This window comes from Amycolatopsis sp. Hca4 (assembly GCF_013364075.1).
Lineage (GTDB): Bacteria > Actinomycetota > Actinomycetes > Mycobacteriales > Pseudonocardiaceae > Amycolatopsis.
Map to the genome: position 1 here is coordinate 6477371 of NZ_CP054925.1, position 24959 is coordinate 6502329.

The following is a 24959-nucleotide window of genomic DNA, read 5'->3' on the forward strand; positions in this document are numbered from 1 at the left end:
AAACTCAGGCTGCCGCCACACCCGCGTTGGTAGCCTCGACGGGGAGCCGGCCGGTCACTGTCCGTATGACGTCAGGGGAGAGCATGTCAGGACCCTCGTACGACCTCAGCTCGGCGGTCCCGGTGGCGCCGGCGGCCGCGGACGTCCTGGTCCACCCGGACAAGCTCCTCGACGTCGCCCGGATCGTCGAAGAGCAGGCGAACGCCCTCGAAGACCAGCTGCTGACCAAGCTCGGCCAGCTGCGGATCGACGCGCCCTCGGCCGACGTCATCAGCACGCAGTCGGTCCAGGCCTGGAACACCCTGATCGCCGACGGCGACCGCTCCTACGCCGGGCAGGTGCGCGAGTACGTCGCCGGCCTCAAACGCCTGGTCTCGCAGCTGCGCGAAGCCGCGAAGGACTACAAGGCGGGCGAAGAGGAGAAGGCGGCGGCGTTCGGTGATCGCGGCAAGCACGGTGCGTAACCGGATCGCCGGAGGCGTACTCGCGACAGCGGCGCTCGCCGGCTGCTCCGCGGGCACCGAAGGCACGCCGTACCCGGTCGAGACGGCCGCCACGGCCGCGTCGCAGAGCGCCAAGGCCGCCCAGCTGCCGCAGCGGCCGGCCGACCTTCCGCTGCAGGGCGTCGCCCTGTGCGAGATCTTCCCCCAGGTGCAGCTCGACGCGCTGAAGATCAACAGCGTGCCGCGCTCCACCGCCGGCCAGGACGGTCCGACCTGCGTGTTCGACGCCGACGGCGCCGAGCCGATGCACTCCTACCACGTGCGGGCGGTCCCGGCGGACCTCGACCAGTGGATCACCGGCGCCCGCAAGAAGAACAGCATGACCACCGAGCCGAAGACCATCGGTGGCTACCCGGCGCTGACGAACTACCGCGCGGACGGCGACCCGGCCGACTGCGAGACGCTCGTCGGCGTCGCGAAGGGCCAGACGCTGGCCGTCCAGACCTTCGCCATCACCCGCGGCAAGCTCACCCAGCCGCAGCTGTGCGACATGTCGGCGCACGCCGCCGACCTGGCGTTGCAGACCCTGAAAGCACGCAACTAGGGAGGGGCGCGTGGAATTCTCCGAGCTCGCGGCCGGGATCCAGAACCACCGGTTCGACGGCTGGACCAACACCGCGATCGCCGACCAGATCACCCGGATGATCAACGGCGACGGCACCGGCAGCATCGGCACCGCCGTCGACGCGCTGAAGGCCGTCGCGACCGCGCTCGCCCACACCGACCAGACGCTGCGCGCGCAGCTGCTCGAGCTCGGCGTCGAATGGCAGAGCCAGGCCGGTGGCGCGGCCAGCCAGGTGTTCACCGAGCAGGCGGGGTTCTCCCAGGACGCCACCACGAAGGTCGCGCACGCCGCGGAAATGGTGTTCGAGCAGGGCGAGGCCTTCAACCGGACCAAGTACAAGCTGCCGGACGCCGAGACGGTCCGGAAGGGCGCGGGCGGCTTCACCCTCACCGACGGCCTGCTGAGCCTCATCGGCTTCGAGACCGACCACGCCCAGCAGGTCCAGGCCGCGAACGACGCCAAAGCGCAGGCGCAGCAGGCGCTGAACGAGTACGCGCAGCAGAGCGGCACGAACCTGCTCTCGACGCAGGCGCTGTCCGACCCCGAGTCGCTGAAGCTGGCCGCCCCGGGCATCGCGCCGGGCGTGCTGGACGTCGCCGGCGCCGCGGTCGCGGTGACGCCGGACGGCGGCGTGCGGCCCGCTTCGGACCGGGTCCGGTCGGTGCACGTCGACCCGCCGGTGGTGCAGCCGGTGTCCCACACCGTGCACGCCGACCCGCCGACCCCGGCCTACGGCGTCGCCGCCCAGCAGCCGGCCCGGTCCGCGCCGCAGCCGCCGCGCCAGACCGGCTCAGCCGGTTCCGCCGGCGCGCCGCCCGCCCAGCACACCACGCCGAGCTCGTCGACGACGCCGTCTGGCGCGAAACCCCCGGTCACCCAGCCCGGCCCGGGCTGGAGCCACGTCCCCGGCCGCGGCACGTCCGGCAGCGACCCCGGCGGCCACTTCACCCCCGGTCCGGGCGCCGGCGGCCAGGGCGACCCGTTCGTCCCGCCGGGCGCGCCCGGCGCCCAGCCGCCCGGCTCGGCCCCGGCCACCACGCCGATCAAGTCGCTCGGCGGCACCGGTGGTGGTGGTGGTGGTGGTGGTGGAGGAGGCACGTCCGGTGGCTGGACCGGCATCGAAGGCTCCACCGGCCGCAGCCCGGACGGCCTGCTCGGCAAGGGCCGCACGGTCGGCGCGATGCCGCAGGCCCCGCTCCAGCCCGGCCAGTACACCGGCGAACGCAGCCTGCCGGTCAAGCCCGGTGCGACCCCGGGCGACGTCGGCGCCGGGGCGGCGGCGATCGGCGCGGGTGTGGCCGGCGGCGCGCTGAGCGGTGACAAGGAGCGCCTGCGGCGGGAGAAGAGCGGTCCGACCGGCCCGGTGCGGCCGTTGCCGGTCGGCGAGCTGCCCGAGGAAGAAGCCGTCGCGCTGCGCAAGTCCGAGCAGATCAGCCCGAAGCAGAAGCCCGGCGAGCCGCGGTTCCTGTCCGAGGCGGCCCCGCAGGAGGAGGACGCCGAACACGTCCGCCGCTACGGCGTCGACGACCAGGACCTGTTCGCCGACCAGCGGATGGTTTCCCCCGACGTGCTCGGCGACCACGGCCGGGACGGGCGCTGACGTGTCGCTTGTCCTGTCGGCCCTGGAGTTCGACGTGCTCTGGGAATCGTTCGACCTGCCCCGGCGGCACGTCGCGCTGGACGTGCCGAGCGAAGGAACCACCCGCGCCGAGCGGCTCGAGCTGATCGAGTCGGCGTGGGCGTCGCTGGCCGAGCGGCGCCTGGCCCGCAACCGGCGGCCGTCCGGCGAGCTGGCCGACCTGCTGCACCTGCTGGCGCGCCCGCAGTTCGGCATCGACGTGTGGGTGTGGGCCGAACGCGAGATCCGCGGCCGCGCGGTCAGCCTGCGCGGCCAGGCGGTGCTGGCGGTCGTGGACCACGGCGAGGTCTGGCTGATCCCGGCCACCGAGGACGGCCTAGCCGAGGCGGCGGTCTCGGTGGCCGGCGACCTCGGCCCGGGCATCGGCCAGACGGTCAGCCTGCCCTACGACGTCGTGAAGTCCGCCGACGCGGCGGCGAAGGGCGACGCGAAAGCGCTGGTCACGGCGCTGGAGGATCGCAAGGTGCCGCTGTTCCAGGCCCAGGAGCTCTCCGGCATGCTGCTGGGCCAGGAGGCCCGCGGCCAGTTCGGCGTGGAACGCACCTCGCGCGACGGCGTCGTGCACCGGGCGGGCCGGGTGGTGGCGTTCTTCGACACGGACGCGGGCCGCTACCTGTTCCAGGTGGCCCGCGACGGCGACGGCCGCGAGTGGGCCACCGTCACCCCGGCCGACAACGCGCTGCTGGCCACCCGGATCCGCGAGCTGGCGGCGGAGGCCTGAACCCCGCTGGGGTGGAAGTTGGCGGAGATCCGTACCCGCGTCTCCGGCGAAGTCATAAAGTAAGCGCGGGAACCGTCCCGGTCGTGACGACGTCCGATCGGACGGAGACGAGTTTTCCGAAGGGGATGACGAACCGTGCCTGTCTACGACCCGGAGTCGATGGCCATCGCGGCCCGCCAGGTGGAGAAGCTGAAGGACGAGTTCGAAAAGTCCAAGCAGAAGGTCACCGGCCTGGACCACGAGAAGGAAAGCCCCTTCGGCGGAATGGACGAAACGGGCGACGCGCACGGCGCGGTCGGCAAGTTCAAGGACGGCGTGCACAACCAGTTCGACGCCGCGGGCAAGCACATGGAGGCGCTGGGGTTCGCCATGCGCAGGGCCGCCGGCCTCATCGCGGAAACCGACCAGGTCGGCGCCAGCGATCTGCAACTGCACGTCGACAAGTAAGTGAGCAGGGGGCACCACAGTGGGTTTGAACGGGGGCGGCGCCGGAACGCCGGACAACTGGGAAGCCTTCATGAAGAAGGTCGACCAGGTCGAAAAGGTCGATCTGGGAAAAATCACCGCGGCGGCCGCGCAGTTCCGCGAGGCGGGCAAGAACGCCGGTGACCACAACGCTTCCCTGAAGAGCTCCACCGACGCCTTGGACGCGCAGGTGTGGGCCGGCCCGGCGGCGGACCAGTTCTTCCAGTACGTCCGCCAGGTCCGCGACGCCGGCACCAAGGTGCAGACCCACCTCGAAGACGTCGCCAAGGACCTCGACGACCTCGCGAAGTCCCTCGAACAGATCAAGAAGAACGTCGGGGACAAGCAGCTGGCCGCGGAAAAGGCGGTCAACGAGCGCAACGCGACGGCCGAGACCCAGATCAACAACGCGCTGGCCGCGGCGAAGAAGGCCCACGACGAAGGAAAGCCGGGCCCGAGCCCGAGCGCCGAGCAGATCCTGGCCACGGCGAAGACGGACATCCACAACATCACGGCGGGTTTCGACGGCGACGTGACGGGCCTGCAAACCCAGGCGGACACGGCGATCAAGGCCTCCCAGAAGCTGATGTCCCAGCAGATCGAGGGCGGCTACGACCAGGTCCCGCTGCCGAGCAGCTCGGCAGCGGTCCCGAAGAGCACGGGCGGCATCCACAGCAACGGCGCCTCCCACCACGGCGGCGGAGGCGGCGGCGGTGGGGGTGGCGGCGGCGGTGGCGGCGGCCTCGGCCCGAGCGGCGGCCCGCCTTCTTCACCGCCGCCGGGGAACGTCCAGCAGTGGATCCAGGAGGCGATGAAGGCCCTGCAGGCCGCGGGAATCCCGGTGACGGACGCGGACATCCCGAAGATCTGGGCGATCATCCAGCACGAGTCGGGCGGAAATCCGAACGCCATCAACAACTGGGACTGCGTGCCGCTGGACACGCAGATCCTGACCAGGCGCGGCCTGCTGAAGCACGACGCGGTCGAGGTCGGCGACGAGACGATCGGCTACAACCCGGCGACCGGGTGCAGCGAGTGGACGCGGATCACGCGGGTCGTCCACCACGAAGACGCCGAGCTGGTCCGGATGCTCAACTCGCGGTGGCAGGCGACCACCACCCCCAACCACCGCTGGCTCAACCTCCCGCGGGTCAGTGCCGGCCGCACCGATCTGCCGGTGGTCTGCCCGGAGTGCGGGTGGGAGCCGCGGGCGGCGCAGCAGCCGGCCAACGGCGTCGCGGTGCACCGGCGCAAGAAGCACGGCTTCACTTCGCCGAAGCAGGAGCACCACTACGCGACCGAGGCCGGTTTCGTCACCACCGAGGAGGTCCGGTCGCGCGATCGGATCCTCCTCGCCGCGCCGGCCGCGACCGAATCGTCGCTGGACATCAGCGTTGCCGAAGCGGCCATCCTCGGGTGGATCGCCGGGGACGGTCACGTCGATTCGCGCCGGCACCGCCCGACCATGTCCATCGCGCAGTCGAAGCCCGAGATGGTGGCGAAGCTCCGGAAGCTCCTCGACGGCGTGCCGCACGCGCTGTACGTCGACGACCGGGGAGGCTGCGGGCCCCGGCACCAGTTCCGGCTGGACCACGACTACGCCCAGGACCTGCTGGCGCGCGCCGGGCATCCCCGCTCCGACGCGGTCGCTCAGGTGCTGGCCATGTCCGGCGAACAGCGCGAGGCGTGGCTCGAAGCCATCACCGACGCCGAGGGCACGCGGTACCTGCGGCCGGGTTATTCGCAGCCGCAGGTCGTCATCTACCAGGCACCCGGTGCCGTCCTCGACGCCATCGCGCTGGCCGGTTACCTGTCCGGAGCCCGGCCCCGGGTGCTTCCCGTGGCGCGGAAGGACCAGCCGGAGACCTGGCAGCCGGAATTCGCCGTGCACCTGAACAACCCGATCGTCACCGGCGCCTTCCTGAAGAAGGAAGCCGCCGGGCGGGGTGACGTCTGGTGCGTGACCACGGAGCTGGGCACGTGGACGGCCCAGGAAGGTGATCACCTCTTCCTGACCGGCAATTCCAATGCGGCCGCCGGGCACCCGTCCAAGGGGCTCATGCAGTGCATCGACTCCACGTTCAACGCCCACAAGCTGCCCGGCCACGACAACATCTACAACCCGGTCGACAACATCATCGCCGGGGTCCGGTACTCCTTCGACCGGTACGGCAGCCTCGACAACGTGCCCGGCATCAAGGCCATGGCCCACGGTGGTGCCTACCGCGGCTACTAGCCTGGCCCCATGGCCGACCTCGGAGCTTTCGCCGGTCCCGCGCTGCGGGCCGGCGTGCCGCCCTTCCACGTCATGGACGTCCTCTCCGCGGCCGGTGCCCGGCAGCGCAGTCACGGTGATCTCGTGTCGCTCGCGGCCGGGCAGCCGTCCGCTCCGGCGCCGGAACCGGTGCGAGAGGCCGCGCAAAAAGCCCTTCGGAACAACACCCTCGGGTACACCGAGCAGCTCGGCATCCCCGAGCTGCGCGAGGCCGTCGCCGGGCACTACCGGAAGCGGTACGACGTCGACGTCCAAGCGCACGACGTCGTCCTGACCACCGGGTCGTCCGGCGGGTTCCTGCTCGCCTTCCTCAGCGCCTTCGACCCCGGTGCCAAGGTCGCCATGGCGCGGCCCGGCTACCCCGCCTACCGCAACCTGCTCTCCGTCCTCGGCTGCGAGGTCGTCGAGTTCGCCACCACCGCGGAAACCAACTTCCAGCCGACCACAAAGCTGCTCGACGAGCTCGGCCCGATCGACGGCGTGATCGTCGCCAGCCCGAGCAACCCCACCGGCACCGTGCTGCCGCCCGGCGAGCTCGCCGCCATCACCGGCTGGTGCTCCTCCCACGGCGTCCAGCTGATCAGCGACGAGATCTACCACGGCATCTCCTACGGTGCCGAGCTCGACTGCGCGTGGCAGTACGGCCGCGAGCCGATCGTGCTGGGCAGCTTCTCGAAGTACTTCGCGATGACCGGCTGGCGGCTCGGCTGGATGCTCGCCCCGCAGCGGCTGCACCGCGCGATCGACGTCCTGACCGGCAACTTCACCATCTGCCCGCCCGCGGTCTCGCAGTACGCCGCCCTCGCCGCGTTCACGCCCGAGGCGTACGCGGAAGCCGACGCGCACGTCGAGCGGTACCGCGCCAACCGCGATCGCCTCTTCGCCGGCCTGCAGCGGATCGGGCTCGGCAAGCTCGCCCCGGCCGACGGGGCCTTCTACGCGTACGCCGACGTCAGCGCGTACACGCACGACAGCCTGAGCTGGTGCCAGCGGCTGCTCGCCGACACCGGGCTCGCCATCACCCCCGGCGTCGACTTCGACCCGGTCGACGGCGGGAAGTACGTGCGGTTCTCCTTCGCCGGCAGCGCCGAGGACATCGACGAAGGGGTCCGGCGCCTCGGGGACTGGCTGGCCAGGGGGAACCCTGAATAAACCCCGAACGTTGGCTCGCCGAGGGGAGTTTCACCGCGTCAGGTGGCACTGTGGAGTCATCGGGCCGGTGGGGCCACGGGGAAGAGTCGGAGGAGCCATGTTCTGGAAGATCGTCGGCGGCCTGATCGTCGCCTGGGTGGCGTTCATGGTGCTGGGCGCCGTGATCGGCTTCGTGTTCAAGGCCGTCCTGTGGATCGCCATCATCGGCGGCATCGCCTTCCTCGGCGCGGCCGGCTACAAGGCGATCACCGGCGGCAAGAAGGACCCGCGGCGGATCAACCGCTACTGAGGCGCTAGGGGATCCGCGCCACGCCGCCCAGCGCCGTCCAGTTGACCGGCGTCAGCGGCGCGAGGCGCGGCCCGTCCGGCCACCACAGGTGCGGTGCGGTCAGCCCGGGCTCGAGCAGGTCGAGGCCGTCGAAGAACGACGTGATCTCCTCGCGCGGCCGGTAGAGCGTGTCGAGCCCGATGCGGCCGAAGCGGTCCTGCATGGCGTTCGCGACGTCGGCTGCGTCGGAGCCGTCGCCCGGGTTGTGCTGGTGCAGCAGGAGCAGGTACGAGCCCGGCGCCAATGCGCCGACGTAGGACTTGACGACCTGCTGCGCCTGCTGGAGGTCGGCGATGTGGTCGACGACCCCGCTGAGTACGAGCCCGGCGGGCCGGTCGAAGTCGATGAACCGCGTGACCCCGGCGATCGTCTCGCCGGGGTTCAGCGGGTCGGTGCCGCAGACGTGCGTGAAGTCGTTGTCGACGAGCAAGGCGCGGCTGTGCGCCTCGACCACCGGGTCGTCGCCGACGTAGACGACGTGCGCCTCCGGGTTGTACTTCTGCGCGACCTGGTGGGTGTTCTCCGCGGCCGGGAAGCCGGAGCCGAGGTCGAGGAACTGGTCGACGCCCAACCGCTCGGTCAGGTAGCGGACGGCGCGCACCTGCCACTGCCGCACTTCCCGCGCCATGGCCGGGGCTTCCGGCGCGATCGCCAGCAGCTGCCGCAGGACGGCCCGGTCGGGCTCGTAGTGGTTCTGCCCGCCCAGCAGCGCGTCGGTGACCCGCGCGAGGCTCGGCCGCTCGAAGTCGACGTTGGCCGACGGTCGTTCGCTCAGCGCCATGGACACCTACCGGGGAGTGTGGGGACGCCCAGCCTAGGTCATCGGGATCACGGCCGGTAGGCGACCGTGCGGTGCGGGTGAGTGTCAGTCGAGCCACGCACGGGCCGCGTCGGCGCCGTTCCACACGTGGGCACGGATGCCGACCGCCCGCGCGCCGTCCACATTGGACTCGCGGTCGTCGAAGAACAGGCAGTCGGCGGGCTCGGCGCCGAGTTCGTCCAGCAGCAGGCGGAAGATCTTCGCGTCCGGCTTGACGCAGCGGACGTCGCCCGAGAACAGCGTGACGCGGAAGTGCCGCGCCCAGTCCTGCGCGCGGACCCACTCGCCGAAGGCGACCGGCGCGTTCGAGAGCAGCGCCAGGTTCGCGCCCGCCTCGGAGAGGGCTTCGAGCAGCGCGGCCGACGACGGCTCCAGGTGGCCCCAGCCCTCGACGTCGATGCGGGTCAGCTCGGCCGACAGCGCTTCGTCGACCGGTGCGCCGACGGCGTCGCCGACCGCCTGCCAGTACTCGAGCGGGGTGCTGCCGGCGTCGTACGGGATGCGGTACTCCCAGTACGCCTCGAGGAACTCCGGCAGCGGCGCGCCCATCGCCGTGGCCAGGTCGGGCAGGGCGGCGCTCGGCTTGCTCAGCACGTCGCCGTAGTCGAACACGATCCAGTTCATCGGTCCCCCGGGTTCTCAGGCGCCGGTCTTGATCCGGCGCAGGGCTTCTTCGACGTCGGTCGCGCTCAGGTCCCGGTGGGTGACGAACCGGACCTTGCCCGCCATCGGCACCGCGCGGACGCCGAGCGAGTCCAGCCAGGCCAGTGCGGTCGGGATGTCGGGGACCTGGGCGAGCACGATGTTGGTGTCCGGCGCGTTGGTGGGCCAGCCGTATTCGCGCAGGCCGTCGGCGAGCCGCTGGGCGTTCTCGTGCGACTCGGCCAGCTCGGGGACGCGGTCGAGCGCGACCAGGCAGGCCGCGGCCAGTACGCCGCCCTGCCGGACGCCGCCGCCGAGCATCTGCCGCATCCGGCGGGCCCGCTCGACGAACGCCGCGCTGCCCGCGACGACCGAACCCACCGGCGCGCCGAGGCCCTTGCTGAAGCAGGCCGACACGGTGTCGACGCCGACGGTCAGCGCGGCGGGCGGCACTTCGAGCGCGACCGCGGCCTGCCACAGCCGGGCGCCGTCGAGGTGCACGGTCAGGCCCGCTTCCTTGGCGACCGACAGCAGCTGGGCGTGCTCGTCGGGCGGCGTCACCGCGCCGCCGGCCGCGTTGTGGGTGTTCTCCAGGCAGAGCAGCGATGTCCGTAATGTGAAGTACGGCCCGGGTTGTCCGATCGCGGCTGCGAGGGCGTCGGGCGAGGGACGGCCCGGGCCGCCGTCGTGCTCGAGGATGTCGGGCATGCCGCCGGCCAGCCACGCGGCCGAGCCCAGCTCGTTGGCCAGCACGTGCGCACCGCGGGTGGCGAGGAACCGGTCGCCGCGCTGCAGGTGCAGGCTCAGCGCGATCAGGTTGGCCATCGTCCCGCTCGGCACCCAGAGCGCGGCCTGCATGCCCAGGACGTGCGCGGCCCGCTCCTCCAGCACGGCGACCGTGGGGTCGCGTTCGAGGACGTTGTCCCCGACCTCGGCGGAGGCCATCGCCGCCCGCATCGTGTCATCCGGCCGGGTGACGGTGTCGGAACGGAAGTCCAGGACAGGCGGGGCGAAGGTCACGTTGCGATCACATCACACCGACCGGAAGGGGATCAATGCGCCCTTGAGTGGTCGAACCCGCCCGGTCCGTGCAACCGTGGACGCCCCTGATTCCGTCCTACCGGCCGGACGACGACTGAGCGGAGCACGACTGCGCGTGGACCAGCGCGACGAGCAGGAGTTCGCGGAGTACTTCGCCGCCAGGCGGGACGCCGTGCGCCGGACCGCGTACATGCTCTGCGGCGACTGGCACCGCGCGGACGACCTCGCGCAGACGGCGTTCGTGGCACTGCACCGGAGGTGGAAGAAGATCAGGGATCGCGCGGCGACCGACGCGTACGTCCGCAAGACGCTCGTCCGGGCGTCGATCGACGAGTCACGGCGCCCGTGGCGGCGCGAGTGGCAGACCGAGACGCTGCCGGAGCCCGCCGACGACACACCGGGTCTCGACGACCTGGTCGCGACCAGGGAAGACCTGCTCGCGGCGCTGAAGGAAGTGCCGCCCAAGCAGCGGGCGGTGCTGGTCATGCGGTTCTTCGAAGGGCTCGACGTGACCGGCGCGGCGCAGGCGCTGGGCTGCAGCGAAGGCAACGTCAAGAGCCAGACCGCCCGCGGGCTGGCGAACCTGAGGCAGGTCCTCGAACGGGAGGTGGAGACCAATGGATGAGCAGGAGCTGCGCTCGTTGTTCTCCGCCGCGCCCGGGGACACCCCCGAACCGTCGTTCAGCCAGGGTGACGTCGTCCGCGAATCCCGCCGCCAGACCGCCCGGCGCCGCAACCGGATCGCGGGCGGGGTGAGTGCCGCGGTGCTGGTCGTCGCCGGGTTCGGCGTGTACGGCCAGCTGTCCGGGAGCCTGCCGAAGTCGCTGACCGCGGCCGACAACGCCGTGCCCGTGCACTCCGGACCCGGCGTCGTGCAACCAGGGGACGGCCCGATGCGTCCTGAAGTCGGTGGGGAGTCACCGAACTTCTCGTCCCAGCCACCTCAGCAGGGGGGTGCCGGGGACGGGAAGACCGGCCAGCTGGCCGAAGGCGCCTCCGGGTGCGAACAGGTGGACAGGGAGCTCGCCATCGCCCTCGCTGGCGAGCTCCCTGGCCACGTCTCCGACACCCAGGCCGTCCCGGGCGGCGCCTGTTCGACGGTGGCCCGGTCCGCCGGGTTCCCGGTCCCGGGCGGCGAAGTCGCCGCGGCGGTGTACCCGAAGGGCATCCCGGAGGTCTTCAAGTCCCAGCCGGCCGGTGCGGTCACGGCCCGGGCCGCCACCGCGTCCGGCGGGGTGCTGGTGCTGGTCAGCGTGCCTTCGGCGGGAACGGCGGCACCCTACGCGGGCGAGGTGGACCGGTTCGCGCGCGCTCTCGCGCCCCGCTTCTGAGCCCCGGGCCGCCCGGTTGGCAGAATGACCGGCCATGACCGCTGCGACCACCCCGAAGGGGGAGCGACGGCGCGCCGCGCTCGTCGAGGCCGCCGCGAAACTGCTCGTCGAGGGCGGGTTCGACGCCGTGCGGCACCGGGCCGTCGCCGAGCGGGCCGGCCTGCCGCTCGCGTCGACGACCTACTACTTCGACTCGCTGGAAGACCTGGTCACGGCGGCCGTCGAGCACCACTCGAACGCCGAGCTGGCCACCGGCCGCGCCCGGCTGGAGGAGCTCGCCACCCGCAACCGCGGCGTGCAGGCGACCGTCGACCTGGTGCTGGACATGCTGCTCGGCCCGGAGAGCGGTGACCCGGCGGCCGACGCCGAAGCCGTCCTCCTGCGGTACGAGCGGCTGGTCGCGACCGGCCGCCGCCCGTACCTGCGGCCGTTGATGCGGACGCTGTCGGCCCAGCTCAACGAGCTGCTGACGGAGATCTTCGCCCGCTCGGGCACGCCGGTCTCCGCGACCGAGCTGGAGCGGCTGGTCGCGCTGGTCGACGGCGCGGTCGTCAACGCACTGATCGCGATCGACCCGGAGCCCCGCGCGGCGGCGGCCCGGATGCTGCAGGCGGCGCTGGAGCCGGCCGGTCAGGACCGCGTGCGCTGAGCCTTCTCCAGGTCGTCCTGGGCCTTGGTGACCAGGGCGAGCATGGCCTGCTCGGCGGCGGCCGGGTCGCCCGCGACGATCGCGTCGACCACCTTCCGGTGACTCGGCACCGGGTCCTCCGCGGTCGAGGCGCCGTGCACGACCTTGTCGCGCTCGGCGAGCCCGATCGCGATGATCCGTTCCATCCGCACCAGGAAGTTGTTGTGCGTGGCCGCCATCAGCCGCCGGTGGAAGGCGAGGTCGGCCTGGACGCTGGCCTCCGGATCGGCCCCGGCGACGGCCATGTCGTCGAGCGCCTCCCGCAGCGCCTCGACGTCTTCCTCGGTCGCCCGCACGGCCGCGATCCGGGCGGCGGCGGGCTCGACGACCGCCCGCACCTCGGTGAGCTCGTCGAGCAGCCCGGGATCGTCGGCGGCCGCGGTCTGCCAGCGCATGACGTCGGCGTCGAGCATGTTCCACTTCTCGCGCGGCTGGACGAAGGTGCCCCGCTTCTGCCGGGCGTCGATCATGCCCTTGGCGGCCAGGACCTTCAGGGCTTCGCGCAGCGCGGTGAGGCTGATGTCGAGCTCTTCGCGCAGCGCGGGCAGGTCCAGGACGGTGCCCTCGCCCCACTCGTCGGAGAGGATCCGGCTGGCCAGCGCCTCGACGGTCTGGCCGTGCAACCCGCGTGGCCGGTGTTCGGTCAATGGAGGGCCCTCTCAGCCGGCGGGTGTTGACCGCATTATGGATGCCGGATCACGGCAGGGAAACCGGCAGCACGAACGTCGGCGACCCCGTCGGGTAGTACCGCAGTTCCGCCTCGCCGGACGCGGTCAGGGTGAACGCCGTGATCGCGTCCTCGGACTGCGCCGCCACGTAACAGGTCCCGTCCACCAGCGCGAAGTGCCGCGGGTTCTTGCCGCACGGCTGGTCCGCCACCGCCGCCGCCTCGTCCAGGGCGAACTCCGTCACGCAGTCCGGGCCCCGGTTCGACACGTACATCCGCGAGTCGGCGAGTTCCAGGTGGGCCACCAGGTTCGGCTGCACCGGCGACAGCGTCGACGGCGTCGACGCGACCACCTCGAACGCGCCCGGGGCCTTCTCGCGGACCGTCACCAGCGTCCCGGCCAGCTCGCCGACCACGTACGCCAGGTCCGTGCCCGGACGGCGCACCAGCTGGCGCGGTCCCGTCCCCGGCGGCAGCGACGACACCGCGAGCGGTTCGAGGGAACCCGACGGCGTCAGCGTGTAGCTGCGGATTTCGTCGGTGCCGAGGTCGACCGCGCTCACCACGGATCCGTCCTCGGAGGGGACGGCCATGTGGACGTGCGCGGCCTCCTGGCGGTCGGTGACCGGGCCGCTGCCGCTGTGCTGCACCAACGCCGTCCGCGACACCAGCGCGCCGGACTCGGACAGCGAGAACACCGCCACGCTGCCGCCGGTGTAGTTGGCGCACAACAGGAACCGGCCGTCCGGCGTCACCGCCAGGTGGCACGGGTGCGCGCCGCCCGTCTCCGCCGTGCCCAGCACCGAAAGCCGGCCCGACGGCTCGATGGCCAGCGCCGTCACGCCGCCGTCCGCGGTCTCGTTGGCCGCGTACAGCACCGGCAACGCCGGGTGGCGCACCAGCCACGACGGCGATTCCAGCGGCAGCGAAGCCACTTCGCGCAGTGAGCCGGACGGGGACCGCGAGAGCGTGGTGATCCCGGTGCCGTTCCCCGCGTCGCCGGTGTAGCACCCGACGAAGACCAGCTCAGCCATGCGCGCTCCTCAACAGCGTCTCGACCCGGGCGGCGATCTCCGCGGCGGTGCCGCGGGTCAGCGCCGAGCCGATCCCGCAGGCGACCGCACCCGCCGAGAGCCAGCCTGGCACGTCCTCGGGGCCGATGCCGCCGGTGGGTACCAAGGGCGCCTGCGGCAGCGCGGCCCGCACGTCCGCCACCCACGACGGGCCCAGCGCCGCCGCCGGGAACACCTTCACCGCGTCGGCGCCTTCCTCCAGCGCGCGCACGATTTCGGTCACCGAACCGGCGCCCGGCAGGGCCGCCGCGCCGTACCGGTGCGCGGTCCGGATCACCGCGGCGTCCACCGAAGGCGACACCAGGAACCGGGCGCCCGCGCGGATCGCCAGCACCGCGGACGTCTCGTCGAGCACCGTGCCCGCCCCGATCGTCGCCTCCGGGTACGCGGCCGCGAGCCCGGAGATCGCGTCGAGCGCACCGGGGTTCGTCAGCGGCAGCTCGATCGAGCGCAATCCGGCTTCGAGGGCCGCGCGGGCGGCCTCCACCGCGGACTCCGCGTCGTGCGTGCGCACGATTCCGACGACTCCCTGGCGCACCGTCTCGGCCATGATCTCCCACCGGTAGCTCATAACCCCAGGTTACCTTGGCAGTTCTTAAATTAGGATTTATTCTGGCTTCGGGAAGGGAGCGGCGATGCCGACAGCGGTGGTGACCGGAGCGGCGTCCGGGATCGGGGCGGCGACCGCGCGGAAGCTCGTCGACGACGGCTACCGCGTGCTGGGCGTCGATGTCGCCGAACTGCCCGAAGGGGTCACGCCGATCCGCGGTTCGGTGAGCGACGAAGCGACCTGGGCCGGCATCGGCGAAGTGGACGCACTGGTCAGCAACGCCTACACCCCCAGCACCGGGCCGCTGCACGAGCTCGGCCTCGCCGAGTGGCAGCGCCAGCTCGACGTCAACCTGACCGGCACCTACCTCGCGGTGAAGGCGTGCCTGCCGTCGCTGCGGGAACGGCGGGGCGCGATCGTCCTCGTCTCTTCGGTGCACGCGCACTTCGGCCTGCCGGGTCACCCGGCCTACGCAGCCAGCAAGGGCGCGCTCGTCGCGCTCGCCCGGCAGCTGGCCGTCGAGTACGCCCCCGAGGTGCGGGTGAACTCCGTGCTGCCGGGGCCCGTGCTCACCCAGGCATGGGACCGCATCCCGCCCGAAGACCGCGAACGCAGCGCGCGGGCGACGCCTGCCGGCCGGCTCGGCCGGCCGGAGGAGGTCGCGGACGTGATCGCGTTCCTGCTCTCGGCCGCCGCGTCGTTCGTCACCGGGGCCGAGCTGACCGTCGACGGCGGCTGGTCCGCCGCCAAGGATTCCGCGTAGAAACGGGGCACCCGCGTGAAGATCACCGCCGTCGAGACGTTCCTGGTCGCCCCGCGCTGGCTGTTCGTCAAGGTCAGCACGGACGAGGGGATCAGCGGCTGGGGCGAGCCGGTGGTCGAGGGCCGCGCGGAGACCGTCCGCGCGGCCGTGCACGAGCTCTCCGAGCTGCTCGTCGGCCAGGACCCGCTGCGCATCGAGGACCACTGGCAGGTGTTGCGGCGCGGCGGTTTCTACCGCGGTGGCCCGGTGCTCTCCAGCGCGCTGGCCGGCTACGACCAGGCGCTGTGGGACATCGCGGGCAAGGTCCGCGACGCGCCGGTGCACGAGCTGCTCGGCGGGCCGGTCCGCGACCGCGTCCGGGTCTACAGCTGGGTCGGCGGCGACCGCCCGGCCGGCATCCGCGAAGCGGTGGCCGCGCAGGTCGAGGCCGGGTTCACCGCGGTGAAGATGAACGTCGCCGGGCCGCTGACGGCGATCGCGTCCCCGGCCGAGACCGACGCGGCGGTGGCCCGTGCGTGGGAAGCGCGGGAGGCGCTGGGCCCGCACCGCGACCTCGCCATCGACTTCCACGGCCGCGTCTCGCCCGCGATGGCGCGCCGGCTCGTGCGGCTGCTGGAGGACGTGCAGCCGATGTTCGTCGAGGAGCCGGTGCTGCCGGAGCTCCAGGGTGACGCGCTGCGCTCGGTCGTCGAGGCGTCCACCGTGCCGATCGCGCTCGGCGAGCGGCTCTACTCGCGCTGGGAGTTCAAGCCGGTGCTCGACGCCGGCGTCGCGGTGGTCCAGCCCGACCCGTCGCACGCCGGTGGCATCTCGGAGCTGCGGCGGATCGGGGCGCTGGCCGAGGTCTACGGCGCTTCGCTGGCGCCGCACTGCCCGCTCGGCCCGATTTCGCTGGCGGCGTCGCTGCAGGTCGCCTTCGCGACGCCGAACTTCCTGATCCAGGAACAAAGCCTGGGCATGCACTACCACGAGGGTCGCGAGCACGAGTACCTCGCCGACCCGTCGGTCTTCGCCTTCCGGGACGGCTACGCGGCCCGCCCGCTCGGGCCCGGCCTCGGCATCGAGGTCGACGAAGCCGCCGTGCGCCGCGCCGACGAGCTCGGGCACACCTGGCGCTCACCGGTGTGGCGGCACGACGACGGGAGCTTCGCCGAGTGGTGAAACCCCGGACCACTACCGCGCTGACCTGCGCAGGTAGGGTGAAGGCGTGACGGACAAGCCCCGCATTCCGAACGTGCTCGCCGCCCGCTACGCCTCGGCGGAGCTGGTCTCGCTCTGGTCGCCGGAGCAGAAGGTCGTCCTGGAACGGCAGCTGTGGCTCGCCGTGCTCAAGGCGCAGAAGGACCTCGGCGTCGAGGTGCCGGACGGCGTCGTCGAGGCCTACGAGCGCGTGCTCGAAGACGTGCGGCTGGACTCGATCGCGGCCCGCGAGCGCGTCACCCGCCACGACGTGAAGGCGCGGATCGAGGAGTTCAGCGACCTCGCCGGCCATGAACACATCCACAAGGGCATGACCTCGCGCGACCTCACGGAGAACGTCGAGCAGCTGCAGCTGCTCCGGTCGCTGGAGCTGGTCCGCACGCGCGTCGCCACCGTGCTCGCCCGGCTGGCCGCCCTCGCCGTCGAGCACGCCGACACCGTCATGGCCGGGCGCTCGCACAACGTCGCCGCGCAGGCCACCACCCTCGGCAAGCGCTTCGCCACGGCGGCCGACGAGCTGCTGGTCGCCTTCGAGCGGCTCGACAACCTCATCGAGCGCTACCCGCTGCGCGGCATCAAGGGCCCGGTCGGCACCGCGCAGGACATGCTCGACCTGCTCGGCGACGAGTCCACTTTGGACCAGCTGGAAGACCGCGTGACGCAGCACCTCGGCTTCAACCGGCGGTTCGTCAGCGTCGGCCAGGTGTACCCGCGCTCGCTCGACTTCGACGTGCTGTCCACTGTGGTCCAGCTCGCCGCGGCGCCGTCCAGCCTGGCCAAGACGATCCGGCTGATGGCGGGCCACGAGCTGGTCACCGAGGGCTTCAAGCCCGGCCAGGTCGGCTCGTCCGCCATGCCGCACAAGATGAACACCCGCTCGTGCGAGCGCGTCAACGGCCTCGCCGTCGTGCTGCGCGGCTACCTGTCGATGATCGGCGAGCTGGCCGGCGACCAGTGGAACGAGGGTGACGTCTCCGACTCCGTCGTCCGCCGGGTCGCGCTGCCGGACGCCTTCTTCGCGCTCGACGGCCTGCTGGAGACCTTCCTCACGGTGCTCGCCGAGTTCGGCGCCTTCCCGGCGGTGATCGAGCGTGAGCTTGACCGCTATCTGCCGTTCCTGACCACGACGAAGGTGCTCATGGCCTCGGTCCGCGCCGGCGTCGGACGTGAGACGGCGCACGAAGCGATCAAGGAGCACGCCGTCGCCGTCGCGCTCGAGATGCGCGAAGGCCGCGCCGACAACGACCTCCTCGACCGGTTCGCCGCCGACGAGCGCATCCCGCTCGACCGCGGTGAGCTGGACAAACTCCTCGCCGACCGGATCTCGTTCACCGGGACGGCCGGGCGGCAGGTCACGCAGGTGGCCGAGCGCGTCGCCGAGGTCCTCGAGCGGTTCCCCGAGGCCGCGGGGTACGTGCCGCAGCCGATCCTGTGAGCTGACGCACGAGTCCACGGACTGGAACGAATCCACACGAACGGGCGAAATCCCTAATCTCGATCGCACGAAACCGGAGCGTCAGGACGTTTACCCAGTGACCTGACGTGCTTTCCTCGCGCCCTGGGCGCGCCAACCTCTGGAAGAAGCGATGAGATCCACGCTGTCGAAGATCGCCGCGGCCGTGTCCGCGGGCGCGCTGACGTTGACCTTGGCCGCCTGCGGAGGTTCCGACGCGGGGGCGACCACCCTGCGCGTCGGGACGCTGAGCGACGCCCCGCCGTCGATCTACCTGGAAAACGGCCGGTTCACCGGCTACGACAACGAGCTGCTGCGGGACATCGCGAAGCGTGAGGGCTTCGAGGTGGAGTTCGTCGGCACCGAGTTCTCCAGCCTGCTCGCCGGGGTCGCGGGCGGCAAGTTCGACATCGGCAGCTCGACGATCTCCAGCACCGAGGCCCGCAAGAAGACGGTCGCCTTCTCCAACGGCTACAACACCGGCTTCACCACGATCGTCACGGCCAAGGGGGCGAACCTCAAGGAGGTCGCCGCACTGGGCGGCAAGCGGCTCGGCGTGGTCCAGGGCTCGGTGCAGGACGAGTTCGCGGGCAAGGTCGCCGGCGCCCAGGTCGTCCGCTTCCCGGACTACAACGCCGGCTTCGCGCAGCTGAAGAACGGCACGCTGGACGGCTGGGTCGTCCCGCAGGACATCGGGCAGAAGTACCTGGACCAGAACCCGGGTGTCCCGCTGGAACTGGGGTACACCGTCGAGGACAAGGACACCCCGTCGGCGTTCGCGGTGGCCAAGAAGAACACCGACCTGCTGAACAAGCTGAACGACGGCCTGGCGAAGGCGGTCGCGGACGGCACGGTCGCGCGGATCTACGGGCAGTTCTACAAGAACACCCCGTTGTCCAAGGAACTGCAGCAGGGCGGCCCCGGCCTGCCCGTCAGGAACCTGGGGGCGTGACATGAAGAAGCTGATCGTCACCGTGCTGGCCGCGGCTCTCACGCTGACCGCCTGCGGCAGCTCGGACAGCGCTTCCTCGACGCTGCGCGTGGGCACGCTCAGCGACGCGCCGCCGAACATCTACCTCTCCGGCGGCAACTACACCGGCTTCGACAACGAGCTGCTCAAGGCCATCGCGGCCAAACAGAACCTGAAGCTGGAGTTCGCCGCGACCGACTTCTCCGCGCTGCTCGGGCAGGTCGCGTCGGGCCGCTACGACATCGCCAGCTCGGCGATCGCGCAGACCGACGAGCGCAAGAAGACGGTCGACTTCTCCGCGGCCTACGACTTCGAGACGATGAGCATCCAGGCCAAGCAGGGCACGCCGGTCACCGACGAGAAGGGCCTGGCCGGCAAGCGCGTCGCCGTCATCCAGGCGACCGTCGGCGACCACTGGCTGGGCAGCACGGTGCCGGACGCCCAGGCCGTGCGCTTCCCGGACTACGCCGCCGCGCTGACCGCGCTGAAGAGCGGCGCGGTGGACGCCTACATCCTGGACCAGTCCATCGCCGAGAAGAACGTCACCGACAACCCGGACGCCAAGCTGGTCGTCGTCAAGAGCTTCGTCACGGACGTCCCGCACGGGTTCGCGGTGAAGAAGGGCAACGCCGAGCTGCTCGGCAAGATCAACGACGGGCTCAAGCAGGTGATCTCCGACGGGACCTGGCTTAAGCTGCACCAGCAGTTCCTGCCGACCGCTCCGGTGCCGGCCGGGTTCCAGGGTTAGGAGAAGCATGAGGAAGACACTGGTCACGGCGCTGACCGCGACCCTGCTGGCCGCGCTCACGGCGTGCGGCGGCGGCTCGGACAGCGGCGGCGAGAAGACGCTGCGCGTCGGCACGTTGAGCGACTCGAAGCCGAATGCCTACCAGGAGAACGGCAACTACACCGGCTTCGACAACGAGCTGCTCAAGGCCATCGCGGCCAAGGAAGGGCTGAAGCTGGAGTTCGCCGCGACCGAGTTCTCGGCGCTGCTCGGCCAGGTCGCGAACGGCACGTTCGACATCGGCAGCTCGGCGATTTCCCAGACCGACGCCCGCAAGAAGACCGTCGACTTCTCGGCGCCGTACAACTACCAGGCCCTCGGCATCGAGGCCAAGGAGACCGCCGGCATCACCGACGAGAACTCCCTGGCGGGCAAGCGGGTCGGCGTCGTCCAGGGCACGGTGTCGGACACCTGGCTCGGTACGAACGCCCCGACCGCGCAGGCCGTCCGGTTCCCGAACGACGCCGCCGCCCTCAACGCGCTCAAGACCGGCGCGATCGACGGCGCGGTGTTCGACCAGGCGACCGCCGAGGACTACGCGAAGAACAACCCGGACGCGAAGCTCAAGGTGACCAAGGCGATCACCACGACCATCCCGCACGGGTTCGCCTTCAAGAAGGGCAACACCGACCTGATCAACAAGATCAACGACGGCCTGAAGAAGGTCATCGCCGACGGCACCTGGGTCAAGGTGCACGACCAGTTCGAGCCCACCGCGCCGGTGCCCGCCGAGTTCAAGGCGGGGCAGTAGTCCACAATGGACGACTTTGTCAATACTTTCCTGAACTGGGACTACATTTCGCAGGTCCTGCCGGATCTGCTGAAGACCGGTCTGCTGAACACGCTGATCCTGTCGGTGTCGTCGGCGCTGATCGGCACCGTGGTCGGCATGGTCCTGGCCGTGATGGGGCTGTCCACCAAATGGTGGCTGCGCTGGCCGGCGCGGGTGTACACCGACATCTTCCGCGGGCTGCCGGCGATCCTGACGATCCTGCTGATCGGCCAGGGTCTCGGCACGCTCGCGCGGGACGTCGTCGGCACGAACCCGTACCCGATGGGCATCCTCGCGCTGTCGCTGATCGCCGCCGCCTACATCGGCGAGATCTTCCGGTCCGGCATCCAGAGCGTCGACAAGGGGCAGATGGAGGCCAGCCGGGCGCTCGGGATGAGCTACACCAAGTCGATGCTGCTGGTGATCATCCCGCAGGGCGTCCGGCGGGTGCTGCCGGCGCTGGTGAACCAGTTCATCGCGCTGGTCAAGGACTCCAGCCTGGTCTACGTGCTCGGCCTGCTGTCCGGGCAGCGCGAGCTGTTCCGGATCGGCCAGGACCTCGCGGCGAACACGGGGAACCTGTCGCCGCTGGTCGCCGCGGGTGTGTTCTTCCTGGTGATCACCGTGCCGCTGACGCACCTGGTCAACTACATCGACAAGAAGCTCCGGACCGGCCGCAAGGTGCGCGTCGACGAGCCGGGCGACGGCGACGAGCTGGACCTGGTCGCCAGCGGAAAGGTCCCCTCGTGACGACGGCGGTGCGTTCGTCCAGTGTGGAACTGAAGGACATCCACGTCAGCTTCGGCACGCTCGAAGTCCTGCGCGGGGTCGACCTCCGCGTGGAGAGCGGCAAGACGACGTGCATCATCGGGCCGTCCGGCTCCGGCAAGTCGACGCTCCTGCGCTGCGTGAACCGCTTGCAGGAGCCCGATTCCGGCGACCTGCTGCTCGACGGCGAATCGGTGATCAAGGCCGACCCGGACGTGCTGCGCCAGCGCGTCGGCATGGTGTTCCAGCACTTCAACCTCTTCGGCCACCGGAGCGTGCTGGACAACATCGTGCTGCCACTGCGCAGCGTGAAGAAGCTGAGCAAGGAGGAGGCCTCGGCGATCGCCCGGGCTCGCTTGGCGGACGTCGGCCTGGCGGACAAGGCACCGTACCGCCCGAGCGCGTTGTCGGGCGGCCAGCAGCAGCGCGTGGCGATCGCCAGGGCCCTGGCGATGGACCCCGAGGTGATGCTCTTCGACGAGGCGACGAGCGCACTGGACCCGGAGCTGGTCAAGGGCGTGCTGAACCTGATGGCGGGGCTCGCCTCCCGCGGGCTGACCTTGATCGTGGTGACGCACGAGATGGGGTTCGCCCGCAGTGTCGCCGACGAGGTGGCGTTCATGGACGCGGGCCGCATCGTCGAGCAGGGCCCGCCGGCGGAGATCTTCGACGAGCCGCAGAGTCCGCGCCTGCAGCGGTTCCTCTCCCAGGTCCTCTGAAAGGAGACGCTTCGGCGGCGGCCGCCCGGGTAGCCTGCGGAGATGGCGAGAATCGCTCGGCTGACGTACTACCCGGTCAAGTCCTGCGCGGGCATCGACGTGCCGTCCGCCGAGGTGACCGGCACCGGGCTCGCGGGCGACCGGGTCTTCCAGGTCATCTCCCCGGACGGGGACGTCCTCACCCAGCGGCCGCACCCGGTCATGGCGGTCGTCCGGCCGCGGGTGCTCGGTGACCGGCTGGCGCTGTCGGCGCCCGGCCGCGAAGAGATCGTCTTCGACATCCGGCGCGACGGCCCGCGGCGCCCCGTGTCGATGCTCAGCTGGCACGGCGAAGGCGTCCGGCAGGATCCCCGGGCCGCCGAGTGGTTGTCGGACCTGCTCGGCCGCCCGGCCGAGCTGATCGGCGTGACGCCGGACCACCACCGGGCCAGCGGCGGGGTGTTCCCCGGCCTGGCCGCCTTCGGCGACGCGCACGCCCTGCTGCTCGCCTCGGAGTCCTCTTTGGACAATCTCAACGAGCGGATCGCCGCCGGGCAGGGCGAACCGGTGCCGATGGACCGCTTCCGGCCCAACATCGTGCTCGCCGGCTGGGCCGAACCCCACCGCGAAGACGAGGCCCGTGAACTGACCGCCGGCACCGCGCGGATCGGTTACGCCGAGAGGTGCGTCCGGTGCGCGGTCCCCATGGTCGACCAGGAAACCGGCGTGAAGGACGGTCCCGAGCCGATCCGCACCCTCGCGACCTACCGGCGTGACCCGCAGGGCGGCGTCGTCTTCGGCATGAAAGCCGCGGTGCTGCGGCCGGGTCAGGTCGCCGTCGGCGACGAGGTGATCGTGCACTCCTGGGCCGGCCCGAGCCCGAGCACGGCCGCCGCCGAGCCGCCGTTCACGGCGACGGCGAGCCGGCCCGCCGAGTCCGTGTAGAGCACCGAAGCGCCGGCGGGCACGTCGGCGAAGGTCCGCCCGAGCACCGTCGTCACCGCCACGCGCTCGCTGTGCACGGAAACCGCGCCCGAAAGGCCCGAGAGCTCGAGGTCCGCCGGGGTCGCGGCCAGTTGGACGTTGCCGAAGTGGTCGACCGTCAGCACCTCCGAGACCAGCTTGCCGGGGAACGCGGCCACGAACGGCTCCGGCATCGCGACCAGGTCCGCCACCGGGTCGCCGAAGTCCGCCGGGGCGACGCCCAGGGCGAGGTGCGCGGCCGCGGGCGCGAAGACGTCCCGGCCGTGGAAGGTCGCCGACGTCGCCGGCAGCCGCAGCGACGGCTCGGCGAGCTCGTAGGCCGCCCGGACCCCGCCCAGCGCCTGCGCGGCCGGCAGCAGCAGGCCGTTGTCCGGCCCGACCAGCAGGCCGTCCTCCGCGACCACGACCACGCCGAGCCGATCGGTGCCGACGCCGGGGTCGACCACCGCGACGTGCACCGATTCCGGCAGGTAAGGGACGGTCTGGGCGAGGGCCATCGCCCCGTGGCGGATGTCCTGAGGTGGCACTTCGTGGGTCACGTCGATCACCCGCACCGCGGGCGCCAGCCGCGCGATCACGCCGTGGCAGGCCGCCACGAAGCCGTCGCGCAGGCCGTAATCGGTGGTCACCGAAATCCAGTCGTACGCCATGCGAGCATCATCCATGGTGGCGGAGGGTGCCCGTTAGGGTTCAGCGCGTGACACCCCTCCCCACCCTGCCACGGCTCGCCACGGGCAAGGTCCGTGACCTCTACGCTGTGGGCGACGACCACCTGCTGGTCGTCGCCTCCGACCGCATCTCCGCCTTCGAACACGTCTTCCCCACCTCGGTCCCCGGCAAGGGCCGCGTGCTCACCGCGATGAGCGTGTTCTGGTTCCGCGAGCTCGCCGACGTCCTCCCGAACCACCTCGTGGCCTGCGAAGACCCTCGCATCCCCGAGGCCGTCCGCGGCCGCGCGCTGCTGGTCGAGAAGCTCGACATGCTGCCGGTGGAGGCGGTCGTCCGCGGTTACCTCACCGGCCGCGGGTACTCCGATTACCGCAGGTCAGGACGGGTGTGCGGGCTGACGCTGCCGCCCGGTCTCGCCGAGTCGGCGCGGCTGCCCGAGCCGATCTTCACGCCGTCGACCAAGGCGCGTCGCGGGGAGAAGGACGAAAACATCGACTTCGACACGTGCGTCGCGACGCTCGGCCGCGCGCTCGCCGAGGAGGTCCGGGAGGCGTCGCTGGAGCTGTACCGCCGGGGCGCGGCCCGCGCGGCGGAGCAGGGCCTGCTGCTGGCCGACACGAAGTTCGAGTTCGGCATCGGCCGTGACGGCCGCCTGGTGCTCGCGGACGAGCTGCTGACGCCGGATTCGGCGCGCTACTGGCTCGCCGACGGGCACCAGCCCGGCGTCCCGCAGCCGTCGTTCGACAAGCAGCACGTGCGCGACTGGCTGGTGGACCCGGCCTCCGGCTGGGACTGCGTGTCCCCGCTGCCGCCGTTGCCGCCCGAGGTGGTGACGGCCACGCGCGACCGCTACGTCGAGGCGTACCACCGCATCACCGGGCTTTCGCTGGCAGACTGGCCTCGTGATCCTGCTGATCTGCGGCAGCCTGCGAGCCGGCTCGGGCAATGCGGCGGTCCTGGGGACCGCCGCGACCCTCACCGCGAGCCGGACGTACACCGGCCTCGCCGACCTGCCGCACTTCAACCCCGATGACGACCGGGACCCGCTGCACCCCGAGGTCGCGGCGCTGCGGGCGGCGATCGAGGAGGCTGACGCGGTCCTGTTCTGCACGCCGGAGTACGCCGGCGGGCTGCCGGGCTCGTTCAAGAACCTCCTCGACTGGACGGTCGGCGGCGGCGAGCTGTACGGCAAGCCGGTGGCGTGGATCAACGCGTCCTCGATCGCGGCGCCGACCGGCGGCCGGGACGCCCACGACTCGCTGCGGAAGGTCCTGACGTACGCGGGCGCGAAGATCGTCGACGAGGCCTGCGCGCGGATCCCGGTGTCCCGGGCCGACGTCGCCGACGGCCAGGTCGCCGACCCCGATCTGCGCGGGCGGATCGCGGTGGCCGTGCAGCGCCTGCGTGAGGGTGTCTGACCCTTCCGGCAACGGTC

Annotated in this window: 28 protein-coding genes and 2 pseudogenes; 23 read left to right on the top strand and 7 right to left on the bottom strand. The window is 71.6% G+C overall.

The genetic code is table 11. The features are described 5' to 3' along the window. Positions 1–83 precede the first annotated feature (83 nt). The 9 genes and pseudogenes from HUT10_RS28940 (at position 84) to HUT10_RS28980 (ending at position 7609) form a co-directional block, all read left to right on the top strand. The gene (locus tag HUT10_RS28940) at positions 84–464 is read left to right on the top strand and encodes a hypothetical protein (RefSeq protein ID WP_176174088.1); all 381 of its coding nucleotides are present in this window, start codon (positions 84–86) and stop codon (positions 462–464) included. After that, entirely contained in the window at positions 457–1047 is a 591-nt protein-coding gene (locus HUT10_RS28945; protein WP_254897072.1) for a DUF3558 domain-containing protein, read from the top strand. The genes HUT10_RS28940 and HUT10_RS28945 overlap by 8 nt, the downstream gene beginning before the upstream one ends. 10 nt (positions 1048–1057) lie before the next feature. Then, the gene (locus HUT10_RS28950; protein ID WP_176174090.1) at positions 1058–2668 is read left to right on the top strand and encodes a hypothetical protein; all 1611 of its coding nucleotides are present in this window, start codon (positions 1058–1060) and stop codon (positions 2666–2668) included. A 1-nt stretch (position 2669) separates the two neighbouring features. Beyond that, entirely contained in the window at positions 2670–3428 is a 759-nt protein-coding gene (locus HUT10_RS28955) for an ESX secretion-associated protein EspG (protein ID WP_176174091.1), read from the top strand. A gap of 135 nt (positions 3429–3563) precedes the next feature. After that, positions 3564–3875 (top strand): hypothetical protein, encoded by a 312-nt coding sequence (locus HUT10_RS28960; RefSeq protein WP_176174092.1) that lies wholly within the window; start codon positions 3564–3566, stop codon positions 3873–3875. A 70-nt stretch (positions 3876–3945) separates the two neighbouring features. Beyond that, positions 3946–4203 (top strand): annotated as a pseudogene (locus HUT10_RS51285) (WXG100 family type VII secretion target); the annotation flags it as partial. 1710 nt (positions 4204–5913) lie between these two features. Further along, positions 5914–6129, top strand: a pseudogene (locus HUT10_RS28970) (transglycosylase SLT domain-containing protein); the annotation flags it as partial. A 9-nt stretch (positions 6130–6138) separates the two neighbouring features. Further along, entirely contained in the window at positions 6139–7320 is a 1182-nt protein-coding gene (locus tag HUT10_RS28975; protein WP_176174093.1) for a pyridoxal phosphate-dependent aminotransferase, read from the top strand. A gap of 97 nt (positions 7321–7417) precedes the next feature. Further along, positions 7418–7609: a hypothetical protein gene (locus tag HUT10_RS28980; RefSeq protein ID WP_003096028.1), complete on the top strand. Its 192-nt coding sequence runs from the start codon at positions 7418–7420 to the stop codon at positions 7607–7609. A gap of 4 nt (positions 7610–7613) precedes the next feature. On the opposite strand, the gene HUT10_RS28985 is transcribed toward HUT10_RS28980, so the two are convergent. The 3 genes from HUT10_RS28985 to HUT10_RS28995 form a co-directional block, all read right to left on the bottom strand. Then, positions 7614–8429, bottom strand: coding sequence for an SAM-dependent methyltransferase (locus HUT10_RS28985; RefSeq protein WP_176178066.1), 816 nt, complete (start codon positions 8427–8429; stop codon positions 7614–7616). An 84-nt stretch (positions 8430–8513) separates the two neighbouring features. Next, complete coding sequence (locus HUT10_RS28990) at positions 8514–9092, bottom strand: HAD family phosphatase (RefSeq protein WP_176174094.1); 579 nt, start codon at positions 9090–9092, stop codon at positions 8514–8516. A gap of 15 nt (positions 9093–9107) precedes the next feature. Continuing rightward, positions 9108–10130, bottom strand: a complete 1023-nt coding sequence (locus HUT10_RS28995; RefSeq protein WP_176174095.1) for a low specificity L-threonine aldolase — start codon at positions 10128–10130, stop codon at positions 9108–9110. A gap of 136 nt (positions 10131–10266) precedes the next feature. On the opposite strand from HUT10_RS28995, the gene HUT10_RS29000 reads away from it, so the two are divergent. From HUT10_RS29000 to HUT10_RS29010, 3 genes are read left to right on the top strand one after another with little or no spacing between them, the layout of a single operon-like run. Further along, positions 10267–10776 carry a SigE family RNA polymerase sigma factor gene (locus tag HUT10_RS29000; RefSeq protein WP_176174096.1) on the top strand — a complete coding sequence of 170 codons (510 nt, stop codon included), beginning with the start codon at positions 10267–10269 and terminating at the stop codon, positions 10774–10776. Further along, positions 10769–11482, top strand: coding sequence for a hypothetical protein (locus HUT10_RS29005; protein ID WP_176174097.1), 714 nt, complete (start codon positions 10769–10771; stop codon positions 11480–11482). The genes HUT10_RS29000 and HUT10_RS29005 overlap by 8 nt, the downstream gene beginning before the upstream one ends. Positions 11483–11516: 34 nt before the next feature. Further along, on the top strand, positions 11517–12131 hold the full coding sequence (locus HUT10_RS29010; protein WP_176174098.1) for a TetR/AcrR family transcriptional regulator: 615 nt from the start codon (positions 11517–11519) through the stop codon (positions 12129–12131). On the opposite strand, the gene HUT10_RS29015 is transcribed toward HUT10_RS29010, so the two are convergent. The 3 genes from HUT10_RS29015 to HUT10_RS29025 are packed head-to-tail and all read right to left on the bottom strand — an operon-like array spanning position 12113 to position 14481. Next, the gene (locus HUT10_RS29015) at positions 12113–12817 is read right to left on the bottom strand and encodes a FadR/GntR family transcriptional regulator (protein ID WP_176174099.1); all 705 of its coding nucleotides are present in this window, start codon (positions 12815–12817) and stop codon (positions 12113–12115) included. The two genes, HUT10_RS29010 and HUT10_RS29015, sit on opposite strands and share 19 nt — an antisense overlap. Positions 12818–12866: 49 nt before the next feature. Next, positions 12867–13871 carry a beta-propeller fold lactonase family protein gene (locus HUT10_RS29020; protein WP_176174100.1) on the bottom strand — a complete coding sequence of 335 codons (1005 nt, stop codon included), beginning with the start codon at positions 13869–13871 and terminating at the stop codon, positions 12867–12869. Further along, positions 13864–14481, bottom strand: a complete 618-nt coding sequence (locus HUT10_RS29025; protein ID WP_176174101.1) for a bifunctional 4-hydroxy-2-oxoglutarate aldolase/2-dehydro-3-deoxy-phosphogluconate aldolase — start codon at positions 14479–14481, stop codon at positions 13864–13866. The genes HUT10_RS29020 and HUT10_RS29025 overlap by 8 nt, the downstream gene beginning before the upstream one ends. A 64-nt stretch (positions 14482–14545) precedes the next feature. On the opposite strand from HUT10_RS29025, the gene HUT10_RS29030 reads away from it, so the two are divergent. From HUT10_RS29030 to HUT10_RS29070, 9 genes are all read left to right on the top strand, one after another. Continuing rightward, positions 14546–15223, top strand: coding sequence for an SDR family NAD(P)-dependent oxidoreductase (locus tag HUT10_RS29030; RefSeq protein WP_176174102.1), 678 nt, complete (start codon positions 14546–14548; stop codon positions 15221–15223). A 15-nt stretch (positions 15224–15238) separates the two neighbouring features. Beyond that, positions 15239–16384 (top strand): galactonate dehydratase, encoded by a 1146-nt coding sequence (gene dgoD, locus HUT10_RS29035; RefSeq protein WP_176174103.1) that lies wholly within the window; start codon positions 15239–15241, stop codon positions 16382–16384. Positions 16385–16430: 46 nt separating this feature from the next. Next, positions 16431–17858, top strand: coding sequence for an adenylosuccinate lyase (gene purB, locus HUT10_RS29040; RefSeq protein ID WP_176174104.1), 1428 nt, complete (start codon positions 16431–16433; stop codon positions 17856–17858). A 151-nt stretch (positions 17859–18009) separates the two neighbouring features. Next, a complete protein-coding gene (locus tag HUT10_RS29045) occupies positions 18010–18828 on the top strand; it encodes an ABC transporter substrate-binding protein (RefSeq protein WP_176174105.1) in 819 nt (272 codons plus the stop codon). A 1-nt stretch (position 18829) separates the two neighbouring features. Further along, positions 18830–19594, top strand: a complete 765-nt coding sequence (locus HUT10_RS29050) for an ABC transporter substrate-binding protein (RefSeq protein ID WP_176174106.1) — start codon at positions 18830–18832, stop codon at positions 19592–19594. Between the two features lie 7 nt (positions 19595–19601). After that, on the top strand, positions 19602–20384 hold the full coding sequence (locus tag HUT10_RS29055) for an ABC transporter substrate-binding protein (RefSeq protein ID WP_176174107.1): 783 nt from the start codon (positions 19602–19604) through the stop codon (positions 20382–20384). 6 nt (positions 20385–20390) lie between these two features. Next, complete coding sequence (locus tag HUT10_RS29060) at positions 20391–21155, top strand: amino acid ABC transporter permease (protein WP_176174108.1); 765 nt, start codon at positions 20391–20393, stop codon at positions 21153–21155. Further along, positions 21152–21892, top strand: a complete 741-nt coding sequence (locus HUT10_RS29065; protein ID WP_176174109.1) for an amino acid ABC transporter ATP-binding protein — start codon at positions 21152–21154, stop codon at positions 21890–21892. The genes HUT10_RS29060 and HUT10_RS29065 overlap by 4 nt, the downstream gene beginning before the upstream one ends. 42 nt (positions 21893–21934) lie before the next feature. Then, positions 21935–22816, top strand: a complete 882-nt coding sequence (locus HUT10_RS29070) for an MOSC domain-containing protein (protein WP_176174110.1) — start codon at positions 21935–21937, stop codon at positions 22814–22816. On the opposite strand, the gene HUT10_RS29075 is transcribed toward HUT10_RS29070, so the two are convergent. Further along, a complete protein-coding gene (locus HUT10_RS29075) occupies positions 22699–23505 on the bottom strand; it encodes an S-adenosyl-l-methionine hydroxide adenosyltransferase family protein (RefSeq protein ID WP_176178067.1) in 807 nt (268 codons plus the stop codon). The two genes, HUT10_RS29070 and HUT10_RS29075, sit on opposite strands and share 118 nt — an antisense overlap. Positions 23506–23552: 47 nt before the next feature. Between HUT10_RS29075 and HUT10_RS29080 the strand changes: the two genes are divergently transcribed. Further along, positions 23553–24557, top strand: coding sequence for a phosphoribosylaminoimidazolesuccinocarboxamide synthase (locus HUT10_RS29080; protein WP_176174111.1), 1005 nt, complete (start codon positions 23553–23555; stop codon positions 24555–24557). Then, on the top strand, positions 24451–24942 hold the full coding sequence (locus tag HUT10_RS29085; protein ID WP_176178068.1) for an NADPH-dependent FMN reductase: 492 nt from the start codon (positions 24451–24453) through the stop codon (positions 24940–24942). The genes HUT10_RS29080 and HUT10_RS29085 overlap by 107 nt, the downstream gene beginning before the upstream one ends. Positions 24943–24959 lie beyond the last annotated feature (17 nt).